Origin of the sequence: Bacillus sp. EB106-08-02-XG196, from assembly GCF_013396335.1 — a bacterium.
Classification (GTDB): domain Bacteria; phylum Bacillota; class Bacilli; order Bacillales; family Cytobacillaceae; genus Neobacillus.
Window position 1 is genome coordinate 221,880 of record NZ_JABWSY010000006.1, and the last position, 24,165, is coordinate 246,044.

General features: G+C 37.2%; 26 protein-coding genes and 1 riboswitch. Of the genes, 20 read left to right on the forward strand and 6 right to left on the reverse strand.

Going from position 1 to position 24,165, the window contains the following annotated elements; all coding sequences use genetic code 11:
* The first annotated feature begins 40 nt into the window (after window positions 1–40).
* The 8 genes from MLOOGBEN_RS11560 to MLOOGBEN_RS11585 all read left to right on the forward strand — a co-directional run bounded on the left by MLOOGBEN_RS11560 (window position 41) and on the right by MLOOGBEN_RS11585 (window position 4,942).
* On the forward strand, window positions 41–1,471 hold the full coding sequence (locus tag MLOOGBEN_RS11560) for a spore germination protein (protein WP_368737781.1): 1,431 nt from the start codon (window positions 41–43) through the stop codon (window positions 1,469–1,471).
* Window positions 1,468–2,286, forward strand: coding sequence for a Ger(x)C family spore germination protein (locus MLOOGBEN_RS11565; protein ID WP_256989050.1), 819 nt, complete (start codon window positions 1,468–1,470; stop codon window positions 2,284–2,286). The genes MLOOGBEN_RS11560 and MLOOGBEN_RS11565 overlap by 4 nt, the downstream gene beginning before the upstream one ends.
* Window positions 2,283–2,459 (forward strand): hypothetical protein, encoded by a 177-nt coding sequence (locus tag MLOOGBEN_RS29190; protein ID WP_256989051.1) that lies wholly within the window; start codon window positions 2,283–2,285, stop codon window positions 2,457–2,459. Before MLOOGBEN_RS11565 ends, MLOOGBEN_RS29190 begins: the two co-directional genes overlap by 4 nt.
* Window positions 2,456–2,656: a Ger(x)C family spore germination C-terminal domain-containing protein gene (locus tag MLOOGBEN_RS29195; protein ID WP_368737782.1), complete on the forward strand. Its 201-nt coding sequence runs from the start codon at window positions 2,456–2,458 to the stop codon at window positions 2,654–2,656. Before MLOOGBEN_RS29190 ends, MLOOGBEN_RS29195 begins: the two co-directional genes overlap by 4 nt.
* A gap of 232 nt (window positions 2,657–2,888) precedes the next feature.
* Window positions 2,889–4,109, forward strand: a complete 1,221-nt coding sequence (locus tag MLOOGBEN_RS11570; RefSeq protein WP_179158404.1) for an ATP-grasp domain-containing protein — start codon at window positions 2,889–2,891, stop codon at window positions 4,107–4,109.
* Between the two features lie 23 nt (window positions 4,110–4,132).
* Window positions 4,133–4,558, forward strand: a complete 426-nt coding sequence (locus MLOOGBEN_RS11575) for a CotY/CotZ family spore coat protein (RefSeq protein WP_179158405.1) — start codon at window positions 4,133–4,135, stop codon at window positions 4,556–4,558.
* Window positions 4,559–4,678: 120 nt separating this feature from the next.
* Window positions 4,679–4,771: a YjcZ family sporulation protein gene (locus tag MLOOGBEN_RS11580; protein WP_179158406.1), complete on the forward strand. Its 93-nt coding sequence runs from the start codon at window positions 4,679–4,681 to the stop codon at window positions 4,769–4,771.
* Between the two features lie 33 nt (window positions 4,772–4,804).
* A complete protein-coding gene (locus MLOOGBEN_RS11585; protein ID WP_179158407.1) occupies window positions 4,805–4,942 on the forward strand; it encodes a YjcZ family sporulation protein in 138 nt (45 codons plus the stop codon).
* A 176-nt stretch (window positions 4,943–5,118) separates the two neighbouring features.
* Here the strand turns inward: MLOOGBEN_RS11585 and MLOOGBEN_RS11590 are convergent, their stop codons facing one another.
* Window positions 5,119–5,523 carry a YkvA family protein gene (locus tag MLOOGBEN_RS11590; RefSeq protein ID WP_256989052.1) on the reverse strand — a complete coding sequence of 135 codons (405 nt, stop codon included), beginning with the start codon at window positions 5,521–5,523 and terminating at the stop codon, window positions 5,119–5,121.
* Between the two features lie 62 nt (window positions 5,524–5,585).
* A complete protein-coding gene (locus MLOOGBEN_RS11595) occupies window positions 5,586–7,322 on the reverse strand; it encodes an AAA family ATPase (RefSeq protein ID WP_483296388.1) in 1,737 nt (578 codons plus the stop codon).
* Window positions 7,323–7,507: 185 nt separating this feature from the next.
* Between MLOOGBEN_RS11595 and MLOOGBEN_RS11600 the strand changes: the two genes are divergently transcribed.
* From MLOOGBEN_RS11600 to MLOOGBEN_RS11625, 6 genes are all read left to right on the forward strand, one after another.
* The gene (locus MLOOGBEN_RS11600) at window positions 7,508–9,088 is read left to right on the forward strand and encodes a peptide chain release factor 3 (protein WP_179158408.1); all 1,581 of its coding nucleotides are present in this window, start codon (window positions 7,508–7,510) and stop codon (window positions 9,086–9,088) included.
* 133 nt (window positions 9,089–9,221) lie between these two features.
* Window positions 9,222–10,319, forward strand: a complete 1,098-nt coding sequence (locus MLOOGBEN_RS11605) for an SDR family oxidoreductase (protein WP_179158409.1) — start codon at window positions 9,222–9,224, stop codon at window positions 10,317–10,319.
* 100 nt (window positions 10,320–10,419) lie between these two features.
* Window positions 10,420–10,878 (forward strand): hypothetical protein, encoded by a 459-nt coding sequence (locus MLOOGBEN_RS11610; protein WP_179158410.1) that lies wholly within the window; start codon window positions 10,420–10,422, stop codon window positions 10,876–10,878.
* A 127-nt stretch (window positions 10,879–11,005) separates the two neighbouring features.
* Entirely contained in the window at window positions 11,006–11,902 is an 897-nt protein-coding gene (locus MLOOGBEN_RS11615) for a DUF5667 domain-containing protein (RefSeq protein WP_179158411.1), read from the forward strand.
* 126 nt (window positions 11,903–12,028) lie between these two features.
* A complete protein-coding gene (gene sigI, locus MLOOGBEN_RS11620) occupies window positions 12,029–12,775 on the forward strand; it encodes an RNA polymerase sigma factor SigI (protein ID WP_179158412.1) in 747 nt (248 codons plus the stop codon).
* The gene (locus tag MLOOGBEN_RS11625) at window positions 12,772–13,767 is read left to right on the forward strand and encodes an anti-sigma factor domain-containing protein (RefSeq protein WP_179158413.1); all 996 of its coding nucleotides are present in this window, start codon (window positions 12,772–12,774) and stop codon (window positions 13,765–13,767) included. The genes sigI and MLOOGBEN_RS11625 overlap by 4 nt, the downstream gene beginning before the upstream one ends.
* A gap of 45 nt (window positions 13,768–13,812) precedes the next feature.
* Here MLOOGBEN_RS11625 and MLOOGBEN_RS11630 read toward each other — a convergent pair whose 3' ends face one another.
* A complete protein-coding gene (locus MLOOGBEN_RS11630; protein WP_095251895.1) occupies window positions 13,813–14,010 on the reverse strand; it encodes an alpha/beta-type small acid-soluble spore protein in 198 nt (65 codons plus the stop codon).
* Between the two features lie 119 nt (window positions 14,011–14,129).
* On the reverse strand, window positions 14,130–14,480 hold the full coding sequence (locus MLOOGBEN_RS11635) for a DUF3905 domain-containing protein (RefSeq protein ID WP_179158414.1): 351 nt from the start codon (window positions 14,478–14,480) through the stop codon (window positions 14,130–14,132).
* A gap of 128 nt (window positions 14,481–14,608) precedes the next feature.
* Between MLOOGBEN_RS11635 and MLOOGBEN_RS11640 the strand changes: the two genes are divergently transcribed.
* Together MLOOGBEN_RS11640 and MLOOGBEN_RS29200 are read left to right on the forward strand one after the other, a co-directional pair.
* A complete protein-coding gene (locus MLOOGBEN_RS11640; protein WP_179158415.1) occupies window positions 14,609–14,770 on the forward strand; it encodes a hypothetical protein in 162 nt (53 codons plus the stop codon).
* Window positions 14,770–14,901, forward strand: coding sequence for a hypothetical protein (locus MLOOGBEN_RS29200; RefSeq protein WP_256989053.1), 132 nt, complete (start codon window positions 14,770–14,772; stop codon window positions 14,899–14,901). Before MLOOGBEN_RS11640 ends, MLOOGBEN_RS29200 begins: the two co-directional genes overlap by 1 nt.
* Window positions 14,902–15,240: 339 nt before the next feature.
* Here MLOOGBEN_RS29200 and MLOOGBEN_RS11645 read toward each other — a convergent pair whose 3' ends face one another.
* Complete coding sequence (locus MLOOGBEN_RS11645) at window positions 15,241–16,983, reverse strand: B12-binding domain-containing radical SAM protein (protein WP_179158416.1); 1,743 nt, start codon at window positions 16,981–16,983, stop codon at window positions 15,241–15,243.
* 293 nt (window positions 16,984–17,276) lie between these two features.
* Between MLOOGBEN_RS11645 and MLOOGBEN_RS11650 the strand changes: the two genes are divergently transcribed.
* From MLOOGBEN_RS11650 to MLOOGBEN_RS11660, 3 genes are all read left to right on the forward strand, one after another.
* Complete coding sequence (locus MLOOGBEN_RS11650; protein ID WP_179158417.1) at window positions 17,277–18,290, forward strand: 2-oxoacid:acceptor oxidoreductase family protein; 1,014 nt, start codon at window positions 17,277–17,279, stop codon at window positions 18,288–18,290.
* Window positions 18,290–20,584: a thiamine pyrophosphate-dependent enzyme gene (locus MLOOGBEN_RS11655; protein ID WP_179158418.1), complete on the forward strand. Its 2,295-nt coding sequence runs from the start codon at window positions 18,290–18,292 to the stop codon at window positions 20,582–20,584. The genes MLOOGBEN_RS11650 and MLOOGBEN_RS11655 overlap by 1 nt, the downstream gene beginning before the upstream one ends.
* A 154-nt stretch (window positions 20,585–20,738) precedes the next feature.
* Complete coding sequence (locus tag MLOOGBEN_RS11660; protein ID WP_368737778.1) at window positions 20,739–21,815, forward strand: ATP-binding protein; 1,077 nt, start codon at window positions 20,739–20,741, stop codon at window positions 21,813–21,815.
* Between the two features lie 37 nt (window positions 21,816–21,852).
* Here MLOOGBEN_RS11660 and MLOOGBEN_RS11665 read toward each other — a convergent pair whose 3' ends face one another.
* Window positions 21,853–22,635, reverse strand: a complete 783-nt coding sequence (locus tag MLOOGBEN_RS11665; RefSeq protein WP_179158420.1) for a carbon-nitrogen family hydrolase — start codon at window positions 22,633–22,635, stop codon at window positions 21,853–21,855.
* Between the two features lie 116 nt (window positions 22,636–22,751).
* On the opposite strand from MLOOGBEN_RS11665, the gene MLOOGBEN_RS11670 reads away from it, so the two are divergent.
* Complete coding sequence (locus MLOOGBEN_RS11670) at window positions 22,752–23,930, forward strand: pyridoxal phosphate-dependent aminotransferase (RefSeq protein WP_179158421.1); 1,179 nt, start codon at window positions 22,752–22,754, stop codon at window positions 23,928–23,930.
* Between the two features lie 77 nt (window positions 23,931–24,007).
* Window positions 24,008–24,117, forward strand: a riboswitch (SAM riboswitch).
* The last annotated feature ends 48 nt before the right edge of the window (window positions 24,118–24,165 follow it).

Sequence of the window (24,165 nt, forward strand, 5' to 3'; positions counted from 1 at the left end):
AATAGTTAATGCTTTTGGAAATTCAGTTGATTTAAAGGTAATCGAAGGTAGAAGATCTGAAAGAAACGTCATCACCATTTTTTTAGAAAGTATGGTTGATTCAACAAGTTTAAAGGAAACAACATCTAAATTTTTATCCTCCATCTCTCCAAATGATGAACATTTGAATAATATTGATGAATTATCAGCATATTGTAAAGGTATTTTTGGTGGAGCAAGCTATAAAATTGTCAGGTCAAAGGATGAAACCATCCATGAAATTATTAATGGCAGCATTGTCATTGCTGTTGAGCGTATAGACAAAGCGCTAACCGTTAACTTAATGAATGGAGAAAAAAGGTTGGTAACAGAGCCAACTTCTCAAACGGTAATAAGAGGACCGAAGGATGCTTTTATTGAATCCATTTCGACTAATGTCAGCCTAATCAGAAGAAGGATTCGCAACAAGAATCTTCAATTTGAACATTATACAATCGGAGAAGATACACAAACAACTGTTTATTTAGGATTTTTTAAAGGAATCGCTAACGAGGCAATCCTGCAAGAAGTTCGAAATAGGTTAAAGAAAATAAAGGTTAGTGCCATTTTTGAGAGTGGCAATATTGAGGAGTTAATAGCTGATAAGACATTCACCTTGTTTCCGTTGGCACTAAATACAGAACGTCCAGACACCGTAGCAGCCAATTTAATGGAAGGGAAAATGGTCATTCTCATAGATGGCACGCCATTTGCCTTAATTGTGCCTGCCGTTTTTGTAAACTTCTTTGAAAGTTCAGAGGACTACTATCAGTCATTTTTCTTAGGGAGTTTCTTGAGAATGATTCGATATCTTTCTTTCATGATTGCACTGCTAACCCCGTCTATTTATGTAGGTGTATTAACGTATCATCATGAATTATTGCCAACTACTTTACTATTAAGTGTTATTTCACAGCGTGAAGGGATACCATTCCCAGCCGTTGTTGAAGTATTAGTAATGGAAATTACTTTTGAGATATTAAGAGAAGCTGGGGTCAGGATGCCAAGAGTTGTCGGCCAAATGGTTTCGATTGTGGGAGCATTGGTAATTGGTCAAGCAGCGGCAGAAGCTGGGATTATTTCAAACATTATGATTATTATTGTTTCCGTTACGGCAATTGCTAATTTTGTATCCCCGATATACAGTTTTGCAACAGCCTCTAGATTATTACGTTTTCTACTAATCTTTTTTGCAGCTATTTTAGGCTTATATGGGGTATTACTTGTTATTGTGGCTATGGTTGCCCATTTAGCAGCATTACGTTTTTTTGGGGTGCCTTATTTAGCACCGATAGCACCTTTTATTATTGAGGACCAAAAGGATGTGTTTATCAGATTTCCATTTTGGGCCATGAAAAAAAGGCCCAAATATTTAAGAACTGAATCAGAACAAAAAATATTTTCAACTTCGCCTCCGTCACCCCCTCCAATGAAGGGTGGGAACTCAAGTTGAGATTCAAATGCATTGTAATAGTAATCGCAATGGTAATGATATTAAGAGGGTGCTGGGATCATCGAGAAATAGCGGAAATAACAGTTGTCGTTGGCATGGCAGTTGATAAGGATGATGATGATAAATTCACTTTAACTGTAGAAGGAATAAACGCCAAAGAATTGAGTGGTAAAACGGCTACTGGATTTGCTCCATCTGTTGTTTTTTCGCTTGAAGGGGATACTTTGGCAGAATTATCCCAAAAAATGAATATTGGTATTTCCAAACATTTAATATTCTCACATATGAAGGTACTTGTCATTGGGGAAAGTGTTCTAAAAGAAGGTATATTAGATTTTATAGATTTTTTGGAAAGAAATCGTGAAATTAGGGATGACTTTAACATTGTAACAGCTAGGAATGTAAAAGCAGCAGATGTCTTAAAGGTAACTTATCATGTGCAAAAATCATCTTCTCTCAAACTTCATACACAATTAAACTCTTTTGTTGAAAGTTGGGGGGGAGACCCGGATATTCGTTTAAACGATTTCATTCAAGCCTTTACCTCAGCTGGAAGAAGAGGAGTGATGGCGGCATTAACTATAAAAGGTGACCCTGAAAAAGGGATCAGTGTTGATAATATGAAAAAGGGTGCTCCAGATGCTATGGTAGTGGTTGATTCATTGGCCATTATTAAAGAGGATAGGCTCCAAGATTTCCTGCCGCTTAAGGATGCACGAAGTTATTTGTGGATTATAAATAAATTAGATAAAACGGTAGTAACCGTAGGCTGTAGTAAAGATAAATTCCTTGGTGTTCGTATATTCAATACGTGACAAAATCAAAAGCAAGACTCGTTAAGGGCAGAGCAGTAATTAATCTTAAGGTAAGGGCTGAAGCCTATTTAGACAGCTCCCAATGTAAAGATGATCTTATAAAAATCAATACCTTTAAGAAATTCGGAAAGTTAACGGGAAAAAAATCAAAAAGGATCTTGAAGCAACCATAAAAAAGCTTCAACAAAAATATGAGGCCGATATATTTGGTTTTGGAGAAATACTTTACCGCCAAGATTATAGTAATTTCAAACGAATTGAAAAGCAGTGGGATGAATATTTTAAGGATGCCATCGTCAATGTCGATGTAGATGTCAAAATAAGAAGATCCGGAATCCGGACAAAGAGCCCTTTTAGTGAAAAAAAGTAATGATATTAAACCATACTTTAAGGATTAAAACCTTAAGGAATGGTTTTTTTCCCCTTTCTAAACACTTGTCCATGATTTTTTTTGCAGGCATCTGTAACACTTTAAATTTACTGGTCAAATAACTGCTCATACATAATGAACTAGCCTGCACCAACTATCAGTAAAAGAATATTTTATTGTAACAGGTAAACTTTCTGAAAAAGGTGATGAAAATCTTTGGTGGGTGCACATAATGAAATCAATTGTTTTTTTAGGGACCAACAAAACAGGGTCAAGTTATGAAGGAATAAGAGCAGCAAAAAGCCTAGGTTACGAGACAATCCTTTTAACGAATCGCACTATTTTTATAGAGGAAAAGGAGGGTTATAAAGAAATAGATGATGCACGGCTCATTGATATGTCAGATACTGATGAAATATTCTTAGCGATAACAGACCTTATGAATGAGGGGAAAATTGTCGACTGTTTTATTAGCTTTTTAGATGAGTATGTTTATTTGGCTGCCTTGCTCACAAATGTTATTTGTAATACGCCACTCACGTATGAACCATTGGAAATTATGACTGATAAAATTTTAACCAGGGAATTCTTGAGTGGAAAGAATTATACCCCTTTTTTTAAGGTGCTGAGTTCACCCGAAACTATCGAAAATGAGGTAAATGAGTTAAATGACCAATTTCCACTAATTATTAAATCACCTCAATCAAATGGTTCAAAGGATGTATTATTGGTCGGAAATATTTGGGAATGTAAAAGGGGTGTGAAACAACTTCTTAGAAAAAACTCTGAGCTTCCTATTTTAGTAGAGGAATATCTTGAGGGGCCACAATATTTAATTGAAGTGATGGTTTATCATTCAACCATTACAATTGTGGCAATTGTTGAACAGGAAGTAACAAAGGGCGAACGTTTTATTATTACAGGTTATTCTATCTGTCCTAAGTTGTTATTGGAACAACTTCCGGGACTAAAAGAAACTGTCTATTCTATTATAGAGGATTTTCAATTTAGAAATGGTACTTGCCATTTGGAAATGAAATTAACAAATAAAGGCTGGAAGCTGATCGAGATTAATCCGAGAATGGCAGGGGGAGCTATGAATCGGATGATTGAGGAAGCGTTTGGTGTTAATCTTGCAGAACAGACGATAAGATTGTATGCAGGCAATGAGCCAGATTTAATTAGAAGGCAAGAAAAAGCTATCTATGCACAATATTTAATCGTTAGCTCTATTGGGAAATTACTTAAAGTATCGGGGTGTGACTCTGCTGAAGAACAAGCTGGTGTAATAGAGGTTTACACGAAAGCAGCAACCGGTCAAATTGTCACACCACCGCGCTCCATGGGACAACGTTACGGATATGTATTAGCAGCAGCTGATTCAAAAAGCCAAGCAAGGAAGTGCGCCATAAATGGTGCACAACAAATTCAATTTTACCTACTGCCTATATAAATAATTGAAAGGAGGTTTGAATTATGGGGGAACATCAGAAGAAAACATGTGTTTGTCACGACCTGGGGCAACTGTTAGAAGAACAAAAAAAACTATCGTTTGAGGATTTTCGCTTTGTAAATGGTGATTTTGGGTATGACACGATTCCGTTTATACTTTCAACCGGGAAATGTCAATTTGAGGCTTGGGGTTGGACAAATAATGGAGATTTTTTTATGACAAATGTTTTTAGATTGGAGGCAATAGATGAAAAGAGATGTTGTGCAACAATATCTCTTCTTGAACCGGTAGACATAGACGGCTATCCAGTAGAAATGTGCGAAAATATCTTTTCGTTAAGAACTACAACAAATTGTATTATTGTAGACCTCTCCTGCTTTACTTCATTACAGCCGTTATCACCAAGATTAGTAAATCGTTTACTGCCGATTATTGATCCAAAGAGTTAATAAGCCCATATAGAATGGGCTTATTCTTTTTTTGAAATGCGGTTTATTTATACATGTCGCTATCGCACATTTTTAGAGATATGAATAGGATATATGGAATTTAAAAAGGAGGTAATGTAAATGTCTGGTTCACATGGCGGGTATGGCGGCGGCTTTGCCCTTCTAGTTGTATTGTTCATTTTGTTAATTATTATCGGGGCTTCTTGGTGCTGAGAATACTATTAAATTAAAAAGGGGGTTATAAATATGCCTTATGGATATGGTTACGGCGGCGGATTTGGTCATGGGGGCTGTGGCTGTGGTACTGGATTTGGCGGCGGCTTTGCGCTAATCGTAGTATTATTTATCCTATTGATCATCGTAGGAGCAGCTTGTTTTAGATAAAACGAAAAGCGGAAGCGCCTTGCACAGGGAAAAATGCAGTTCAATTTTTCCTAGGGGCGACAGGCAGAAGACGAGCAGGCTGGAAGGTTGCTATTTAACCTTCTAGACTGATTGGCTTATGACCCCGAGCCCCTAGGCGCTGCAGCTAGACAAAACGAAAAGCGGAAGCCCTCTTGTTAATCAAGAGGGCTTTCTGTTGCTGTTTTCCAAACTTTAAATTCATCAATTTCTACAGATAATTTTTTTAACGTAAAGGTAATCACGGCGGCGTCATCGAGTATCCCTAGTCCTACAAGGAAATCAGGGACTACGTCTAATGGAGAAACGAAATATAAGATTGCCCCAATAATCGTTAAAATTGTAGCAGGAGAAACGTTTCGATATTCGCCTTTTGAATAAGATTGAACTAAATCAATAAATAGTTGTAGTTTTTCCCAGGCTTCTCCTAAAGTACCTTTGTTATTTCTCGCCTTAAGGATAGCCTTCTTGAGTAAGCCCTCGGTCTTTTTGGGGTTATCGAGGTATCCTAGTGCACCTTCTTGGTGTTTTTTCGCTTCAAAATCTATTTTTGAGTCGATCATTTACATACACTTCCTTATGTGAAATACATAAAGTTAGTGTACCTCAGAAACATCCATTTCATTTATGCAGAAACATCATCATTTATTTTTGAATTCTTCCCACAGACAATTTCTTCAACCTCAAAGCCTTCAAGTGTTTCTTTTTTTAATAAGTTTTCAACTAAATGTTGATACTGATGATAATGACCCTTAATAAGATTCTCTGCTTTTTCTATCCCTTTTTCAAACAGTTCTTGCATCTTTACTTCCTTGTCCTGTTTGTTAAATGTGAGGGTGAAACCTCCTTGAAGCATACCGGTATCTACCATTTGTTCGATAATCTGCTTAGCTTGCTGTACGTCGCCACTGACACCAATACTATGTTCGCCAAGAAGCATTCTTTCCGCGACGCCGCCAGCTAGCACCATGGCGACTCTGTCTAATAAGTCACTTGTTGTTGATAAATGAAGTTCTTTTGGTATTGGTGCCACATAACCGAGTGCCTCACCACGTGGGATAATGGTAGCTTTTCTTACAGAACCTGGCTTTGTTAACGAAGCGACAATAGCATGTCCCGCTTCATGGATGGCCACCCGACGCTTCGTGTCTAGGTCCTGTAAAGAACGAGAAGTACTTCCTAAAATGGTTCGGTCAAGAGCATAATCAAGATCCCCTTTTGTTAATGCATCCTGCCCGTTTCGTACGGCACGTCTGCTGGCAGTTTCAAATAATGACTGCAGCTCCGCTCCAGAAAAGCCGGAGGTACTTTCAGCAAGTTCATCTAAAGAGGCTAATACTTTATTGCTGAGTGCTTTCCCTTTTGTATGAATATCAATAATTTCTCTTCTGCCTTTTGTATCAGGGAGTGGGATCTGGAAGGTGAAATCTATTCTCCCTGGCCTTAAAAATGCTTCATCCAGCATATCTTTTCTGTTTGTGGCGGCAATAAACAATATTCCATCATTTGAATGCCCGCCATCAAGCTGAACGAGCAGTTCTGTTAACGTTTTTTCTGCTTCTTCACCGCCATGTGCTTTTCTTCTGCCGGCTAAGGCATCTACTTCATCAATGAAAATGACAGCAGGACCTTGTTTTCTTGCTGTCTGGAATAAAGAGCGTACCCTGCTCGCACCAACACCAACGAATAATTCATTAAAAGCAGAACCGCTGGCTGAGAAGAAAGCTGCATTTAGTTCACGGGCAATGGCTTGAGCAAGTAATGTTTTTCCTGTACCTGGAGGTCCATATAAAAGAATTCCTTTTGGTGGTTTAATCCCCAGTTTTATAGCCCTTTCAGGTTCTTTAAGCGTTGAAAGTGTTTGTAGTATTTCTTCCTTCATTTCTTCACCAATCCCACCAACGTCTTCTAAACTAATGGAAGGAAGCGGGCGTGCCTGTGAAACACTGCTCTTCATCGAGTTTGAAAGCCCGAAACCACCTTTTGTTTTTTGAAGTACTAAAGCTGCTGCAACAAGGGCAAGTAAAATACCAGCCATTATCCACTTTCCAAAGGTGCTGCTATTTGAAAATGAGTAATTTATATTATATTTTTCAACCAGTTTGTCAACCATTTGGCTATTTGGAGGGACATTTGATACGTATTTTTGGTCACCAGCTTCAAGTTGAAGGCTGCCATCTGAATACTCAGTTAGTGTAACTAATTTGCCATTTTGGTTTTGAATTGTATTTTCTACTGAAGAAAAAGGAATTTCTATTTTTTCTTTTGTAGTTTGGATAACCCAAGTAATACCTACCATTAATATTAGTATCGCTGCGATGAGCGGAATGATCTTTGAAACTAGTTTTTTACTTTGATTCAATTCTAGTCATCTCCTTATAAAGAGTCTAACTCTATTATAAAAGGAAAATAACAAAAGAGGATGTGGGAATGGGTGGAAATGGATTTCCAGATGAGCAGCATTAAAGGATTGCAAATTTTACCGCGAGACTATAAGATTAAGGGTACGAGAAAAATTTTTTGATTGTTAAAAGAGAGGAATTTGAAATGAGTAACAAACTTAAAGAAGAAGTACTATCACGCAGAACCTTTGCGATTATTTCTCACCCGGATGCCGGGAAAACAACACTTACAGAAAAATTATTATTGTTTGGCGGAGCTATACGCGACGCTGGAACAGTAAAAGCAAAAAAAACTGGTAAGTTTGCGACAAGTGACTGGATGGAAATTGAAAAACAACGTGGAATCTCAGTAACATCCAGCGTTATGCAATTTGACTATAATGATTTTCGTGTCAACATTTTGGATACACCAGGACACCAGGATTTTAGTGAAGATACCTATCGTACCCTAATGGCTGTAGATAGTGCGGTAATGATTATCGACTCTGCAAAAGGGATTGAGGAGCAAACCTTAAAGCTATTTAAAGTGTGCCGGATGCGTGGTATTCCTATCTTCACATTTATTAATAAGCTGGACCGTCAAGGGAAAGCACCATTAGAGCTGCTTGCTGAATTAGAGGAAGTGCTGGGTATTGAGACCTATCCCATGAACTGGCCAATCGGGATGGGTAAAGAATTTTTGGGTATCTACGACCGATATTACAAACGAATCGAACAATTTAGAGTAAATGAGGAAGATCGTTTCATTCCATTGAATGGTGATGGGGAAATAGAAGGTGACCATCCTTTAAAGGTTTCTGGATTGTATGACCAAACGCTGGAAGAGATAATGCTGTTAAACGAAGCTGGTAATGATTTCTCTGCTGAAAAAGTAGCTGATGGAAAGATTATCCCCGTTTTCTTTGGCAGTGCATTAACAACTTTTGGGGTCCAAACCTTTTTAGAGACGTACCTGCAATTTGCTCCAGCTCCTATGGCTCGAAATTCATCCATTGGGGAAATTAATCCACTCGCTGAGCAATTTTCGGGTTTCGTCTTTAAAATTCAAGCAAATATGAATCCAGCCCATCGTGACAGGATTGCGTTTGTTCGAATTTGTTCGGGTAAATTTGAGCGGGGAATGACCGTTAATATTCCACGATTAAGTAAACAAATAAAGCTTTCTCAATCCACTTCCTTTATGGCGGAGGAAAGAAGCACGGTTGATGAAGCTGTCAGCGGGGACATTATCGGCCTTTACGATACGGGTACTTACCAAATTGGGGATACCATTACATCCGGTAAAGAAAATTTCCAATTTGAAAGGCTACCGCAATTTACACCTGAGCTCTTTGTTAGGGTTTCTGCTAAGAATGTAATGAAACAAAAATCTTTTTATAAAGGAATCCAGCAGCTAGTTCAGGAAGGCGCCATTCAGCTTTATAAAACAGTGAAAACAGATGATTACTTGTTAGGTGCTGTTGGGCAGTTACAATTCGAGGTTTTTGAACATCGGATGAGAAATGAATACAATGCTGAGGTATTGATGGAACGTATGGGATCTAAAATAGGAAGATGGGTTGAAGGAGATATCGTAGATGAAAATCTCTCAAGCTCTAGAAGTCTCCTTGTTAAGGATCGCTTTGATCAGTATGTCTTTTTATTTGAAAATGATTTTGCACTTCGCTGGTTCCAAGAAAAAAATCCAAGTGTGAAGCTTTATAACCCAATGGATCAGCAGGACTAAAAATGACGGGACTAATTCCCGTCATTTTTTTTAAAATAAATTACTGAAAATTCAGACTAATAACTTGACTATATTTTTGGGAACGACATACAATTAGTACAAATGTATTTAACATTTTTTAGGAGGGATTAAGATGGTAAATGGGTACTTTTTTACAGGGTTTCCGGGTTTTATCTGCAACCAATTAATTCGAGAAGTTTTAAAAAAGAATGATTTAAAAGGAGTCATATATGTTCTTGTCCTTCAAGGGATGATGGATAAGGCAAGGAAAGAACGTCAAGCTATTATGACAGAGCTAGGTCTAAAGAATGAAGCATTTGTCATTATAGAAGGTGATATCACCCAGCCATCACTCATGATTTCTACCGATAACCATGAAATCCTAAATGGAAAGATAACACATGTATTTCATCTTGCAGCCATTTATGATTTGGCAGTACCAAGGGATACTGCCTGCAAAATCAATGTAAATGGCACAGAAAATGTGAATAACTGGGTAAGAGGATTGCCGCAATTGAAACGTTATGTATATTTTAGTACGGCATATGTTGTAGGTGACCGTGAAGGAACTCTATACGAGACAGAGCTTATTCGACCGACAAGTTTTAAAAATCATTATGAGGAAACAAAGTATGAGGCTGAAGTTTTGGTGGAAAAACTAAAAAGGGAAATTCCAATTACGATTATTCGCCCTGGAATCGTCAAAGGTCATTCTCAAACCGGTGAGACGATTAAATTTGATGGCCCCTATTTTATGATGAATTTTTTAGATCGATTAAAATTTCTTCCTCTGCTGCCGAAATTGGGTAAGGGAGAAGCATATGTAAATTTAGTTCCAATAGACTATATCATTCAGGCAGCTGCTTATCTTAGCTTTTTGGAAAAAGGGATTGGTAAAACCTATCATTTAACGGATCCTCAACCCTATCGTGCTTCTGAAATTTACACCTTTATGATGGAGGAATTGATAAACAAGAAACCAATGGGTACCCTCCCATTAACAGTGGGAAAATGGTTTCTTTCCATAAAGCCGATGAGAAAGTATCTGAGGGTTGAAAAAGAAGCCCTAGATTATTTTACTTGGATGGGTCATTTTGATTGCACGCAGGCAGAGAAAGATTTGAAGGAATCAGGAATCATATGTCCGGACTTTAAAGATGGTCTAAAGCCAATGACTGCCTTTTACCTAAAACAAAAGGATAATCCTAATTATCAAATTCCCATTTTATGATAGTAGCATGAGTTAAAATATTTCTTCATAACTCGTTTATTCAGTCTGTTACTGGTAAAACTAATTTGGAAGTAACTTACATCAGAAGCGAGATAGAGAAATGAAAAAAATAAGTAAATTAGAAGCAGTCTTATGGAGTATAGCCTTTCCGGGATTTAGTCAGCTATTAAGCGGCCAGTACATCAAAGGTATTTTGTTTGTGATACTAGAATTTATTATAAATGTGAACAGTCATTTTAATAGTGCAATCATGTACAGTTTCCTGGGTGAAATTAAAAGGGCTGAATCGGTCGTAAATTATCAGTGGCTGATGTTTTATCCGTGTGTTTATATGTTTTCAATGTGGGATGGATATCGTCATGCAATGCCGCTTGAGGAAAAGTATTCTTATTTACCATTTGTATTTTCTGCCTATTTTGTCACAGTTGGATTAATGATTTCACCAAAGGTTACCATTTTTAATGTTCATCCAGGTCCTGTCTTTTTACCCATGATATTTGTCATTCCGGGGTTACTTATTGGATTTTTGATAAAGTGGATATTAAAATCTCGAAATTAGCTGCCTATCAGAATCTGATTAGTAGCTTTTTTTGTTGAGAATTTTCTGTATGCCCCCATAAAAGGATGCTAATTAAACGTACATCTTTAGTGGAAAAAGGGTGTTAAAAAACAATGAGGTGAATGAATTGGAGAAAAAAACAGATCATAAGTCAGTAAACAAAATCACAAAAGGTGCGCTAGCAATTATTCTTGCAAGTACAGTAGTATTTCCAGGTGCAAATGTTTTCGCTGATGAAACAACTAGTGAGACAGCTATAATAGATCTTCAAGAAGATTCAAACTCTGAAAGTGATAAAGTAGAAACACCATCATTATTACCAGGGGACTTCTTCTATTTTTCGAAGATATTAATAGAAAAAATACGCCTTGCTTTAACGATAGATGATGTTAAAGAAGCAAAGTTAATTGCAGATTATGCAGCGGAGCGCCTTGTAGAGGCGGAAGCGCTGTTTGCTGATGGAGATGAAGAAGCAGCCATAGAAACAATGGAAAAAGCAATTGAGAATATGGAAAGTGCAGATGATCAAGTGACCGCTGTAGATGATGGTGCATCTGATGAAATAGGTGAAGAGAATAAAGAAATTGGAGATGTAAAAGAAGTTTTATCCCAAAATATCATCGCCCTTACCGCAGCCATGAAAAAGGTGAAAAACCCCGTTGCGAAAGCTTCATTACAAAAGAATATAGAAAAAAGCTATGTAAAGGTCTCGAAGAAAATAAAAAAATGGGAAAAGAAAAATGAAAAAATAACAAAAAAAAATAAACTAGAAGACACGGAAGCTTCTCCAGAGACACTTGTAGAGTCTAGTTCAGACAAAGTTATTCCTGAAGTAACTGAATCAGCAGCACCACAACCAACTAAGAAGGAAATTCAACAATCGGCGGTACAGGAGAAAAAACAAGCAAAACAGGCAATTCTACAAAATAAGCAGGAAGCAAAGGCGGCAGCAAAAGAAGCAAAGGCAGAATCAAAGAATTCTACTAAGGAAAAGAAAAAAGAGAATAACGGAAAAGGAAATTAATAGAATCTAGGATTATAAACAGGAAAAGATAGCCTTTCTTGGGGCTAATTTTTCTCATGCGCTTTACCCCCATAAAATCCAAGGCGTGCGCCGTATGGTATAATTGGGTTATTGTGAGGTGAGGCAATGCTAGGTTTATTGTTTTTAACCAAGAATAAAAAACGAACGTTAGAAGAGTCGGTTCTTTTAATTCAACAAGGGGACCGCTTACTACTAAATGAAATAATAGATTCTTATAAACCCTTTATTGCGAAAAATGTTTCTACAGTTTGTAAACGATATATTTATGAAACCGATGATGAATTTAGTATTGGTCTGATTGCCTTTAATGAGGCTATTGAAAAATATTTACCTGAGAGAGGAAGCTCTCTGCTTAGTTTTGCTGAAGTCATAATTAAGAGGAGAGTTATTGATTATATTCGGAAACAAACGAAAAATCAACACGTCAGTATCGACTTAACCTATTCATCACTTGAGGATGAGTCAGCAGGTATGGTAATTGTGAACGAGCTGTCCCTCGAGGAATATAAGAAAAAATCTGATGAAGAGTTAAGAAAAGACGAAATTATACAATTTCAAGCATTATTAACTTCATTCGATTTAAGCTTTAGCGATTTAGTTGAGAATTCACCTAAACATGCAGATGCAAGGGAGAATGCCATATTAGTAGCTAAACTTTTAGTGGATGATAAGGAATTAAAAAGTTCTCTATTTGAAAAAAAACGCCTTCCGATAAAACAGTTAGAAAAAAAAGTGAATGTCAGTAGAAAGACGATTGAGCGAAACCGAAAATATATTATTGCGATTGCACTTATATTATCGAATGATTATGTATATTTAAATGATTATTTAAGGGGGGTGCTTGAGACATGAGAAAGGGAATTGTCATGGAAGTTGATGATCCTTATTTGACACTATTAACTTCAGACGGAGAATTCTTACGTGCCCGTAAAATGGATAGGCTTTATTCAATAGGTGAAGAAATAGATTTTTATCCTGTTACTGATTATCAAAAAAGGAAAGAAAAAATTGTATTTAAAAACTTTTTAACTTTAAAAACGGTTTGGATGTCAATGGCTGTTCTAATCATATCTTTAGGATCTATTATTCCAGTATATCAAAATAATAAGGCATATGCCTATATGTCTATTGACGCTAACACTAGTATTGAAATGGGACTAAATAAAAACATGCAGGTAGTTGAACTCAACGGGTTTAACAAAGAAGCAGAACAAATCATTTCTCAGTTGGATGATTGGGAGAAAAAAGATGCTTCGGAATTAACTGCAATTATTATTGAAGAATTAAAAGATGAAGGATATATTTCCCAATCAGAAACAGTTGTGATTTCAACAGTAAAGACACATCAACTTAAAGATAAAGCGGCAATAAAACTGCAGGAGAATATTGCTGAAATTAAACAAACCGTTCATAAACATCTAGTTGAAATAAAAATGTATACAACCACTGAAGCAGAATTAGAGAAAGCACAGGCCTTAGGTGTTCCAGTTGGGGTATATTATAAAAATAAAAATAACTCGGTACAAAACAAGGAAAAAATAAAGCAAAAAGATAATGCTCCCCCTGTACCTGCAACAAATTCAACCATGCCGCCGGGTCAGGTCAAAAAGCTAGAGCAGAATAATAGTAATATACATCAAAATCAAAGTGAAGATAACAATCAAGCTGCACAAGATGGGGATGGTTTGCAAAATTCACCATCAGATAAAAATAACCATGGTAATGAACATCGAACTAATAATCAAGGTAAACCAAAAGAGAATAAAAATGTCAATAAACATGAAAAACCAAAGACAAATAATGAAAATAAAGCAATAAAACACGAGAATAATGGGAAAAAGTAAGTCCGGCAAATTTGCCGGACTTTTTCCATGTTTATTTAGTTAAAATTATTGTTGCTGACCAGCCATTTGTGCTTGTGCTTGTTGTACTAGCCTTTTTGTAATTTCGCCGCCAACAGACCCATTTGCTCGGGAAACTGTATCGGAGCCTAAATTCACACCAAACTCTTGTGCAATTTCATATTTAACCTGATCAAGATATTGCTCTATTCCTGGAACTAATAATTTATTGCTGCTGTTAGCCATTTTTTTCAACTCCTTAGTATCTATACAGAGATAAATTTCTTTTCTCTGTAATTGTATTATGATTCAATTCTGTTTTTTAATAAGTGGTAATGTTTTGCGGAAATGGATACAAATTTGTTTTAATCACTGCCCTTACTAACATCCTTGTCAGGGTGCATGAAGGGATAGGCTTGTGGTTTTTTCTTGCTCTCTAGCAATTCACGGTTTTCTGCTGTATTCCAGCCAATATCATTTGTTGGGTGAACCCATTCGTCCCCGGCCATAATTTCAGGGTCGGTATTCGCAGTCCAATTTTCTAAAGGAGAGTTTGGTGAAGAATATAAGCTATCTCCGATTACAACGCCATGTTCATTTATGAATGGAGGCTGCATTTTAATTCCTGTTCCTTCGAAACTTGGTGCATTAATTTGATGTGGGATTGTTTGATTCATCGTTGGATTATCTAGTTTTTGCTTTTTCTTATTGGTCATCATACTCACTCCTATTTTTCTTTATTTTTCACTTAATGAACAAATTTATTTATGAAAAATAAGGAAGTGATTGAATCCCTGATTTTGAAGAAACTAAAGATGTAACATAAAGATGGGAGGACGAAAAAATGGCTAAACGAAAAGCAGAATTTGATGCAGTAAAAAAATATTCTAAAACGCCGCATAAGAATGTACAGGAAAGTGAATTCTCAGCAGAATTTACCGATAATAACAACGCAATCAGATTTGCAAACCGTAATTCAAAGCTTGGGAAAAAAGGAAGAAGTTAATGAAAGATAAGAAAAGCGTGCAAAACACACGTGAAGAATTTAGCATTGAATTTGGTGACGTGAATGGAATTAAGCTATATGAAGTACTTCAGAATAATCAGGATAATAAAAAGTCATCGAAAAAGAAATAAGTCGGCTTTATGCCGGCTACAGATTGTCGAGAAAGGGTATTTTTCTCGGCAATTTTATATTTTATCAGAGTCTAACCTACGATTTTAAAAAAAATTCGTGACTGCTCAATGGCCTGTTGATTTCCACTCCAGCTGCTTCGCTTTCCGCGGGCGTGCCGGGAAGGCTCCTCCGCACAGCGTCGAGGAGGCTCGACTTCCTCCCCGCGGAAAGCAAGCACCTGTAGCGGAAAGGAACGGTCCGTTTGTATACAAAAAACAACATTCTATTAGAGAAGAGCCAAAATAAAAGACTGTCGAGAGTTTCTCGACAGCCTAAAGCCAGCTTTATGCCGGCTACATTTATCCTTTATATGAAAAGATTAGTGTTCCTTTGTTTGCAGGATCAAAATAAGCGATTAAATTAGAAGACTGCTTTAAGATTTTTCCAGATGATAAGTATTCATCAAGATTAAAGGAAAGCTCCTCAATCATTGTATGCTTATATAAATCTTTCTCATCAAGTTCTAGTTCCACATAGATTTGCCCTAGCAGCGATGGGGTATCGACTATTTGTTTATAAATTTCGGTTCTTGTTTGTTTATTGAAGCTTTGTTCCCACCATGGCTTTCGCGGCTTGTACTTATGGTTTATTAAATAATCATATTTCATCAGGCCTTCAATAATGTCAAGGTCACTCAGCTTCCGGTATTGAAGAAACGAGAACAATCTTTGAAATAAATCCTCTAACTGGTGACCAATCCTTGACCAGCCTTGCTCGTCCCAATAGGTCCCAAACTCCTGGAAAAAGTCGAAAGGTGAAGGAAACACGTTTGTAACCAAATACTCTATTGTGTGATTCATGCGATGGTCATTCCAATATTTTTCTAACACATCCTCCACCTGTTTAATTCTGAGAATATCATCAAAGGGAAGGACATTATTCCCCAAAATTTCATATGGAGAATGATCCATATAAACATACTCATGTTCAGCAGCGCGAAGTCTTAGCCCAGTTCCCCGAAGCATTTTCAAAAAGCCTAACTGCAGTTCTTCAGGACGAAGTTCAAAAACATCATTAAACGTTTTCCGAAAGGATGCGTAATCTTCCTCAGGCAGACCGGCGATTAAATCAAGGTGCTGGTCGATTTTCCCGCCATCCTTCACCATGGTAACGGTTCTTGTTAGTTTTGCAAAATTCTGTTTCCGCATGACAAGCTCATTTGTATAATCATTTGTCGATTGAACGCCGATTTCAAAGCGAAATAAGCCTTTAGGTGCTTCATTATTTAAAAATTCAATAACCTCAGGTCTCATGATGTCAGCAGTAATTTCAAACTGAAAAACTGTTCCTGGTAGATGCTCATCAATTAAAAATCTGAACATTTCCATTGCATAGCTTCTGCTAATATTAAATGTACGGTCAACAAATTTAATCGTCTTTGCCCCATTAGCCATAAGATAACGAATATCTTCCTTAATTTTCTCCCTATCGAAATAACGTACCCCTACTTCAATGGAAGAAAGGCAAAATTGACAGCTGAATGGACAGCCTCTGCTTGTTTCAATATAGGTGACACGTTTACCCAAATGAGCTTTATCTTCAGGAAATCGATAGGGTGATGGGAGTTCCTTTAGGTCAAGCTTATTCATTTGGGGTGTCACTTTTACTTTTCCATTTTCGCGATAGGCAATTCCATGTACATTTTTATAGCTGCCCTCTCCGTTCAATTCAGAAAGCAGCTGCTTAAATGAATGTTCACCTTCACCCATCACTATAAAGTCGACACTTGGGAGTTTTTCCATCCATTCTACCGTATCATAAGATACTTCAGGACCACCAAATACAATCTTAATAGAAGGATCAATTTTTTTAATCATGTTGACAACCTTAATGGTTTCTTCAATGTTCCAGATGTAACAACTAAATCCAATAATTGTTGGTTTTTGCTGATAGAGGTCTGACACGATATTCATAACCGGATCCTTTATCGTATATTCCTTTAATTGGATGTTAAATTCCGGAGCAGCGAAAGCCTTTAAGCAGCGAATCGCTAAATTTGTATGTATATATTTAGCATTTAAGGTACAGCAAATAACGTTCATCGTAAAACTCCTTCGGCAAATTAAAAACAATAGTATATTATATCCTACTTTTGAAAAAATCCAAAATCGAAATAAAAAAACCCTGTTATATTACAGTAGGGAAACTGTTATATACATAAAATGCTAAATAAAAACCATTTAAATTAACGTTTTAAATAAATTTTTAAAAGGTGTTATAGAATTTTTTTGCTGATGTTTGATTTTTGTCACAGCGTAATAAAAAGATCTATCCTACAATGAATTTGGGGAATTTATATTTTTGTGTTTTTTTGTACAAGAAGGGGAGGGACATTATGTCAATATTGCCAAAGAAAAATGAGCTTGGTTTCTTTGAGATTCGTCTTGAATCAATTGGGGGTCTTGGTGCAAATTTAGCTGGAAAAATGTTAGCTGAAGCCGGAGTACTAGGTCTAGGTTTGAACGGATCTAATTTCTCATCATATGGCTCAGAAAAGAAAGGTTCACCTGTTAAAAGTTTTATCCGTTATTGTGATCCAGATGTAGAAATAAGAGATCACAGCCCAATAGAGCAGCCACATATTGTGGCGGTTTTTCATGAAGCACTATATAGAACAGTCGATGTCGTAAGCGGATTAAATGCTGATGGAATCGCACTTGTAAATACAGCTAGAGAGTTTGATGAAGTGAGAAAGGATCTAAAGTTAGAATATGGCACACTTGCTATTGTTGACGCTTTAACGATCGCAGTTGAAGAAAAAACAAAAGTCAATACAGCGATGCTCGGTGCGTTATATCGTATTTGTGAATTCCTAGATCCAGATTCTATGAGAAACGTTATTCGTAAAACATTTGAAAAAAAATACCCGCATTTAGTGGAGCCAAATATTCGCACGTTTGACCGTGGTTATAATGAAGTTCAATTTAAAACCTATGATGTGCCAGAAGGGGCAGAAGGTAAAGGTTTTTCGCGGGCATTGCCGCAATTAGGTTACATGACCCAGGAAATCGGCGGGGTAATGACCACTCAAGGTAATAGTATATTAAAAGATTTAAGTGGTTCACGACAAGGATTTCTTCCACAGTTTGAACAGGATAAATGTATCCACTGTGCTGCCTGCGATAATGTCTGTCCAGATTATTGCTTCGTATGGGAAGCTGGCGAAGATAAGAAGGGCAGAAAACAAATGTTCCTTAAAGGGATTGATTATCAATATTGTAAGGGCTGTTTAAAATGTGTTGAAGCTTGTCCAACAGATGCGTTAGGTGATCTTCGTGAAATGATTGGATATGCAGATGCTAACCGTGTAAAACAGAACTTTCCGTATTTAGCAGGGGGGATTTCATAATGGCAATGTTAGAAGAAAAGTTAAAGAGTCAAGGGGTCGCTGAGCAGCTTTCAACCTTTGAATCCGGAAATGAAATGGCTGCTATGGCAGCTGCACAAATTAATTATCATATTATGGGGTATTTCCCAATTACACCTTCTACAGAAGTAGCACAATTTTTGGACCAAATGAAAGCCCGCGGTGAGCATGATATTAAGCTGATTCCAGCTGATGGTGAACATGGTTCTGCAGGTATTTGCTACGGTGCTTCTGCTACTGGTGCTAGAGTATTCAATGCAACAAGTGCAAATGGCCTTCTTTATATGATAGAACAGCTGCCAGTTCAATCTGGAACCCGCTTTCCAATGGTCATGAATCTTGTAACACGTGCAGTCAGTGGACCACTTGATATAAGAGGTGATCACTCTGACCTTTACTTTGCGTTAAATACTGGCTGGGTTATCTTAACAGCTAGTACGCCGCAAGCTGTTTATGATATGAATATTATGGCTCTGAAAATTGCTGAACATTCTAAGGTCCGTCTGCCGGTTATCGTTGCCTACGATGGATTCTTCACTTCACATCAAAAGCGAAGAGTTGAGTATTTCAAGGACCGTAGTGTTGTGCAGAAATTTGTAGGTGAATGTCCAACAGACTATCATTTTGCGAGAGATCCAAAGTATCCAGTAACAATTGGTGCGCATATGAATGGTGATGACCTAATCAATAACAATTTCCAGCAATCTGAAGCCATTTACGCCGCGGGTGAGGTTTATAAAGAGGTTGCAGCAGAATATGCCCGTATTTCCGGCCGTGAGTATTCAGTACTTGATTTATATAAAATGGAAGATGCTGATGTTGCATTATTCCTCTTAAACTCTGCTGGTGAATCAGCGAAAGATGTAGTTGATGATTTACGTGCTAAAGGAATTAAAGCTGGAGTAATCAGTCCAAATGTTATCCGTCCATTCCCAGCGAAGGAAATTCGTGAAGCCCTTAAAAATGTAAAAGCATTATTAGTTGGTGAACGTGCAGATTCCTATGGAGCAAATGGACCGAATTTAACCCATGAAGTGAAATCTGCCCTTCAAGAAGACCGGGAAAATCAAACAATCGTTTTAAGTCGAGTTTTCGGTTTAGGGGGTAAAGATTTCTACGCTTCCGATGCACAAAAATTCTTTGAAATGACGATCGAGGCGATGGAAAAAGGATTTGCCGAAAAGCCATTTGATTATTATGGTCATGTACCAGGCAACCCGGAAAAAGTTCTTAAGCCGGTTATCACACCACAGCATGGTGATGTATACAAATCTGGTTTAATTGATGTGAAAATGGATGAAGAAACAAATAAACTTAAGGTTAAAATCCCGCCTCTTCGTGCACTAACTGGTAAACCTAAGCGAATTGCTTCAGGACACGGAGCATGTCCAGGCTGTGGGATTTTTGCAGGATTGGAACTTTTCTTTAAAGGGATTGAAGGTGATATCGTCACATTATTCCAAACAGGATGTGCCTATGTTACGACAACTTCATATCCGCATAGCTCTCATAAACAAACCATGATTCATAACCTTTTCCAAAATGGTGCTGCTACAATATCAGGAACACTTGAAGCATTCCTTGAATTAAAACGCCGTGGTGAAGTAGAAGTAGCTGATGATGCGACGTTTGTCATGATTACCGGAGATGGCGGTATGGACATTGGTATGGGTTCTGCTATTGGTACAGCTCTTCGTGGACATAAGCTCATTATGCTTGAATATGATAATGAAGGTTATATGAATACAGGCTCACAAATGTCTTATTCTACTCCGTTAGGTCATATGACTAGCACATCGGGAGTTGGTAAGGCACAGAAAGGAAAAGGATTCCACCATAAAGACACTGCGCAAATTATGGCGGCAACCAATATTCCTTATGTATTTACAGGGGCTGAAGCTTTCCCTCAAGACTTAATTAAAAAGGGTGCAAAAGCTCAATGGTATGCACAAAACGTTGGAACGGTTTATGGGAAAATCCTTATTACCTGTCCGCTTAACTGGAAATCCGAGGACCGCTATGGGGCAACGATTTTGGAGCAAGCTGTAAATTCTTGTTTCTTCCCTCTATATGAGGTAGAGCAAGGTGTTACCAACATTACCTATAACCCAGAAGATAAAAACAAACGTGTGACTATTTCTGAGTGGCTTAAATACATGGGTAAAACAAAACACCTTCTTAAAGAAGAAAACAAATCAATCTTAGAGGAATTTGAAGCAGAAGTTGAAAAAAGATGGCAGCGTCTAAAAGCAAAGCACGAAAATCCATTCCTTTAAATGGTATAGGTAAAGCGGGAATTTTGCGCTTTACCTTTTTTATGTTTTTCATTGTAATAAATTTGTCAAGTAAAAAAGGATTTTATTTAATAATGTAGAATATAGGTATAGTATGATATTACCTTATTTTGGGTTTCGTGAGGCGGGTGAGTTAGTGGAAAATACAGCGAAACAGAACGAGGCATTGCCTAGTGAACAAAAATTCCAAAGAATTTTTGAAGATTCGATGGACGGACTAATATTATGGAATGACAAGTATCAAATTGTCGATATCAATTACTCTGGAGAAAGAATCTTTGGTCTTTCAAAAGATAGACTGTTAGGAAAGTCCCTATTAGATTTATTTAATACTGTAGAAGAGAAAAAGCGGGAAATTATGAATCATATCGAACAAGCTACGCAGATTGGCAGGCAATGTTCCACAATGGTAATGGAAATGATTGACGGGACAGTTAAACATTTTGATTACTCGACCAAGCGCCGAATTATTGATGGTCTAAATCTAACTGTAATTATTGATGTAACGGAAAAAGCTAAAATGCAGGAACAGTTGAGAATGTCTGATCGATTAAGTATTGTTGGTGAGCTTGCTGCTGGAATTGCACACGAAATAAGAAATCCAATGACTGCATTAAAGGGGTTTATTCAATTACTAAAGCCTAGTATTAAACCTGAACATTCTATGTATTACGATGTCATTACCTCCGAGTTAGCAAGAATTGATTCGATTATTAATGAGTTTCTAATCCTAGCAAAACCTCAGGAAATTAGATTTCAGGAGAAGGACGTCTGTCAAATTATGAGGGAGACAGTTGATTTATTAAGTGCTCAAGCGGTGCTTTACAATGTTCAATTTAATACAGACTATGAAGCCAATTTGCCATTCGTTTACTGCGAGCCCAATCAACTGAAAAAGGTTTTTATTAATCTAATAAAAAATGCCATTGAAGTCATGCCGAACGGTGGACAAATTACAATTACGATAAATAAAACAGAGGAACAAAATGTACAAATATGTATTCAAGATGAAGGAATGGGGATTCCAAAGGATAAAATAAAAAAACTTGGAGAACCCTTTTATACCACAAAAGAAAAAGGTACGGGTTTAGGTTTAATGGTCAGTTACCGAATTATTGAGGAACATAATGGGAATATTCAAGTTGAAAGTGAAGAGAGAAAGGGAACAATATTTAAGATTACATTACCAATAAATCATTTATTAAATAAATAGAAAAACCACTTTCTATATAAGGAAGTGGTTTTTTAGATTAGTACAAATCAGGTCTTCTATCTTCAAAAATTGGTATTTGTTTACGAATATCTTTCACTAAATCTAACTCAATTACCGAAGACAGTATTTCCTCAGTCGCTCCTGCTTCTGCTATTACGTCTCCCCATGGGTCGATAATCATAGAATGACCTGCAAATTCATTATTTGGATCATTGCCTGAGCGATTACATGCAATAACGAAACATTGGTTTTCGATTGCTCTGGCAATGAGCAGCGACCTCCAATGCGTTAAACGGGGGGCAGGCCATTCTGCAACAACGAAAAGGGCTTCAGCTCCTTTAGAGGAATGTGCACGAATCCACTCTGGAAAACGAATATCATAACAGATTACTCCGCCAAAAGTGTTATTATCCAAATCGAATAACCCTATCTCCTCTCCAGCTTCGAGGTAAAGATGTTCGTCCATCAATTTGAAAAGATGTAGTTTGCTATATGAATGGACGAGGTGCCCTTTATTATTGATGATAAGAAGGGTATTCTTTACTCCCTGTTCACCCTGATTTGCCACAGAACCGCCTACAAAGTGAACCTGATATTTTATTGCTGCCCTTTTTAAAAAATCAATGGTATTGGCTGCACCCTTATCAGCGATCGTTTCAAGTCGTGTCAAATCATAGCCTGTTGTCCACAGCTCTGGAAAAACAATGATATCAGGATTTTCTTTCATTGCTTCTTTAATTAATCTTTCTGCCTTTTGATAGTTTTCAGTTGGATTACCAAAGGCAATGTCCATCTGCAAACAAGATATTTTAAATTTCACTAATATTCACCTCATTTTAATTTTTTAGAATTTTTTCTTTACAAGATGTATTAAAAGTTATATCATTTGTGACTAGAATTCAACAACAAAATGAAATAAATTAAGCAGGTGACAAGATGAAACAATTTCCAACATCGCAAATATTAAATAATCTTCCAAAGCAGTTTTTTGCTTCTTTAGTAAAAAAGGTAGGGAAATACATTGAAGAGGGCTATGATGTTATTAATTTAGGTCAAGGGAACCCTGATCAGGCCACCCCGCATCATATTGTAAAAAAAATGCAGGAAGCAGCGGATAATCCTGCGAATCATAAGTATTCTCCTTTTCAAGGTCATACCTACTTAAAACAGGCTGCAGCTGACTTTTATCAAAGAGAGTATGGTGTTACCCTTAATCCTGATAACGAAGTGGCGATTTTGTTTGGCGGTAAGGCTGGATTGGTGGAAATACCACAATGCCTTTTAAATCCTGGTGATACAATTCTTGTACCAGATCCAGGATATCCAGATTACTTATCTGGGGTAGCGCTCGCAAAGGCGGAAATGGTAACGATGCCTCTCCGTGAAACAAATAATTTTCTGCCTGACTTTAGTGAATTACCTTCTGAGGCAATAGAAAAGGCAAAATTAATGTTCCTTAATTATCCTAACAACCCAACAGGGGCAGCAGCAACTAAGGAGTTCTTTGAGGAAACTGTTCATCTTGCAAACCAGCATGATATTTGTGTTGTTCATGATTTTGCTTACGGTGCAATAGGATTTGATGAGGAAAAGCCATTGAGCTTTTTACAAATTGATGGGGCAAAAGAAGTTGGTATTGAAATATATACTCTGTCTAAAACCTATAACATGGCAGGCTGGCGTGTCGGCTTCGCTGTAGGCAATAGCAGTGTTATTTCAGCGATTGAGCTTATTCAAGACCATCTCTATTGCAGTATTTTTGGCGGTATTCAGGAAGCTGCCGCTGAAGCATTAACAGGTCCGCAGGATTGTGTTCGAGATTTAAATAATCTTTATGAGCGCAGAAGAAATGTCTTGATTGAGGGGCTCCGTTCGCTGGGCTGGGATGTTACGGCTCCAAAGGGATCGTTTTTTGCTTGGCTAAAAGTTCCTGAGGGACTAACCTCTACTGAATTTACTGACATCCTGCTAGAACAAGCACATATTGCTGTGGCACCTGGGATTGCATTTGGTGAACTAGGTGAAGGCTATGTCCGAGTCGGTTTACTCACAAGTGAGGAACGTTTAGAAGAAGCAGTGAGAAGAATTAGTAAGTTGGAAATTTTTAAAAAATAGATTGACAAAAAATATAATTCTTGGGATAATCCAAAATATAGTTTATTAACGTGATAATAGTAAATAATACGATCGTTTTCTTATCAAGAGCAGGCGGAGGGAAAAGCCCGATGAAGCCCGGCAACCGACTTAACACAATGTTAAGCACGGTGCTAAATCTTGCAGCAAAAAGGCTGAAAGATGAGAAGATGTTAGTTTGCGATGCTAACCTCTTCTTTTGCGAAGAGGTTTTTTT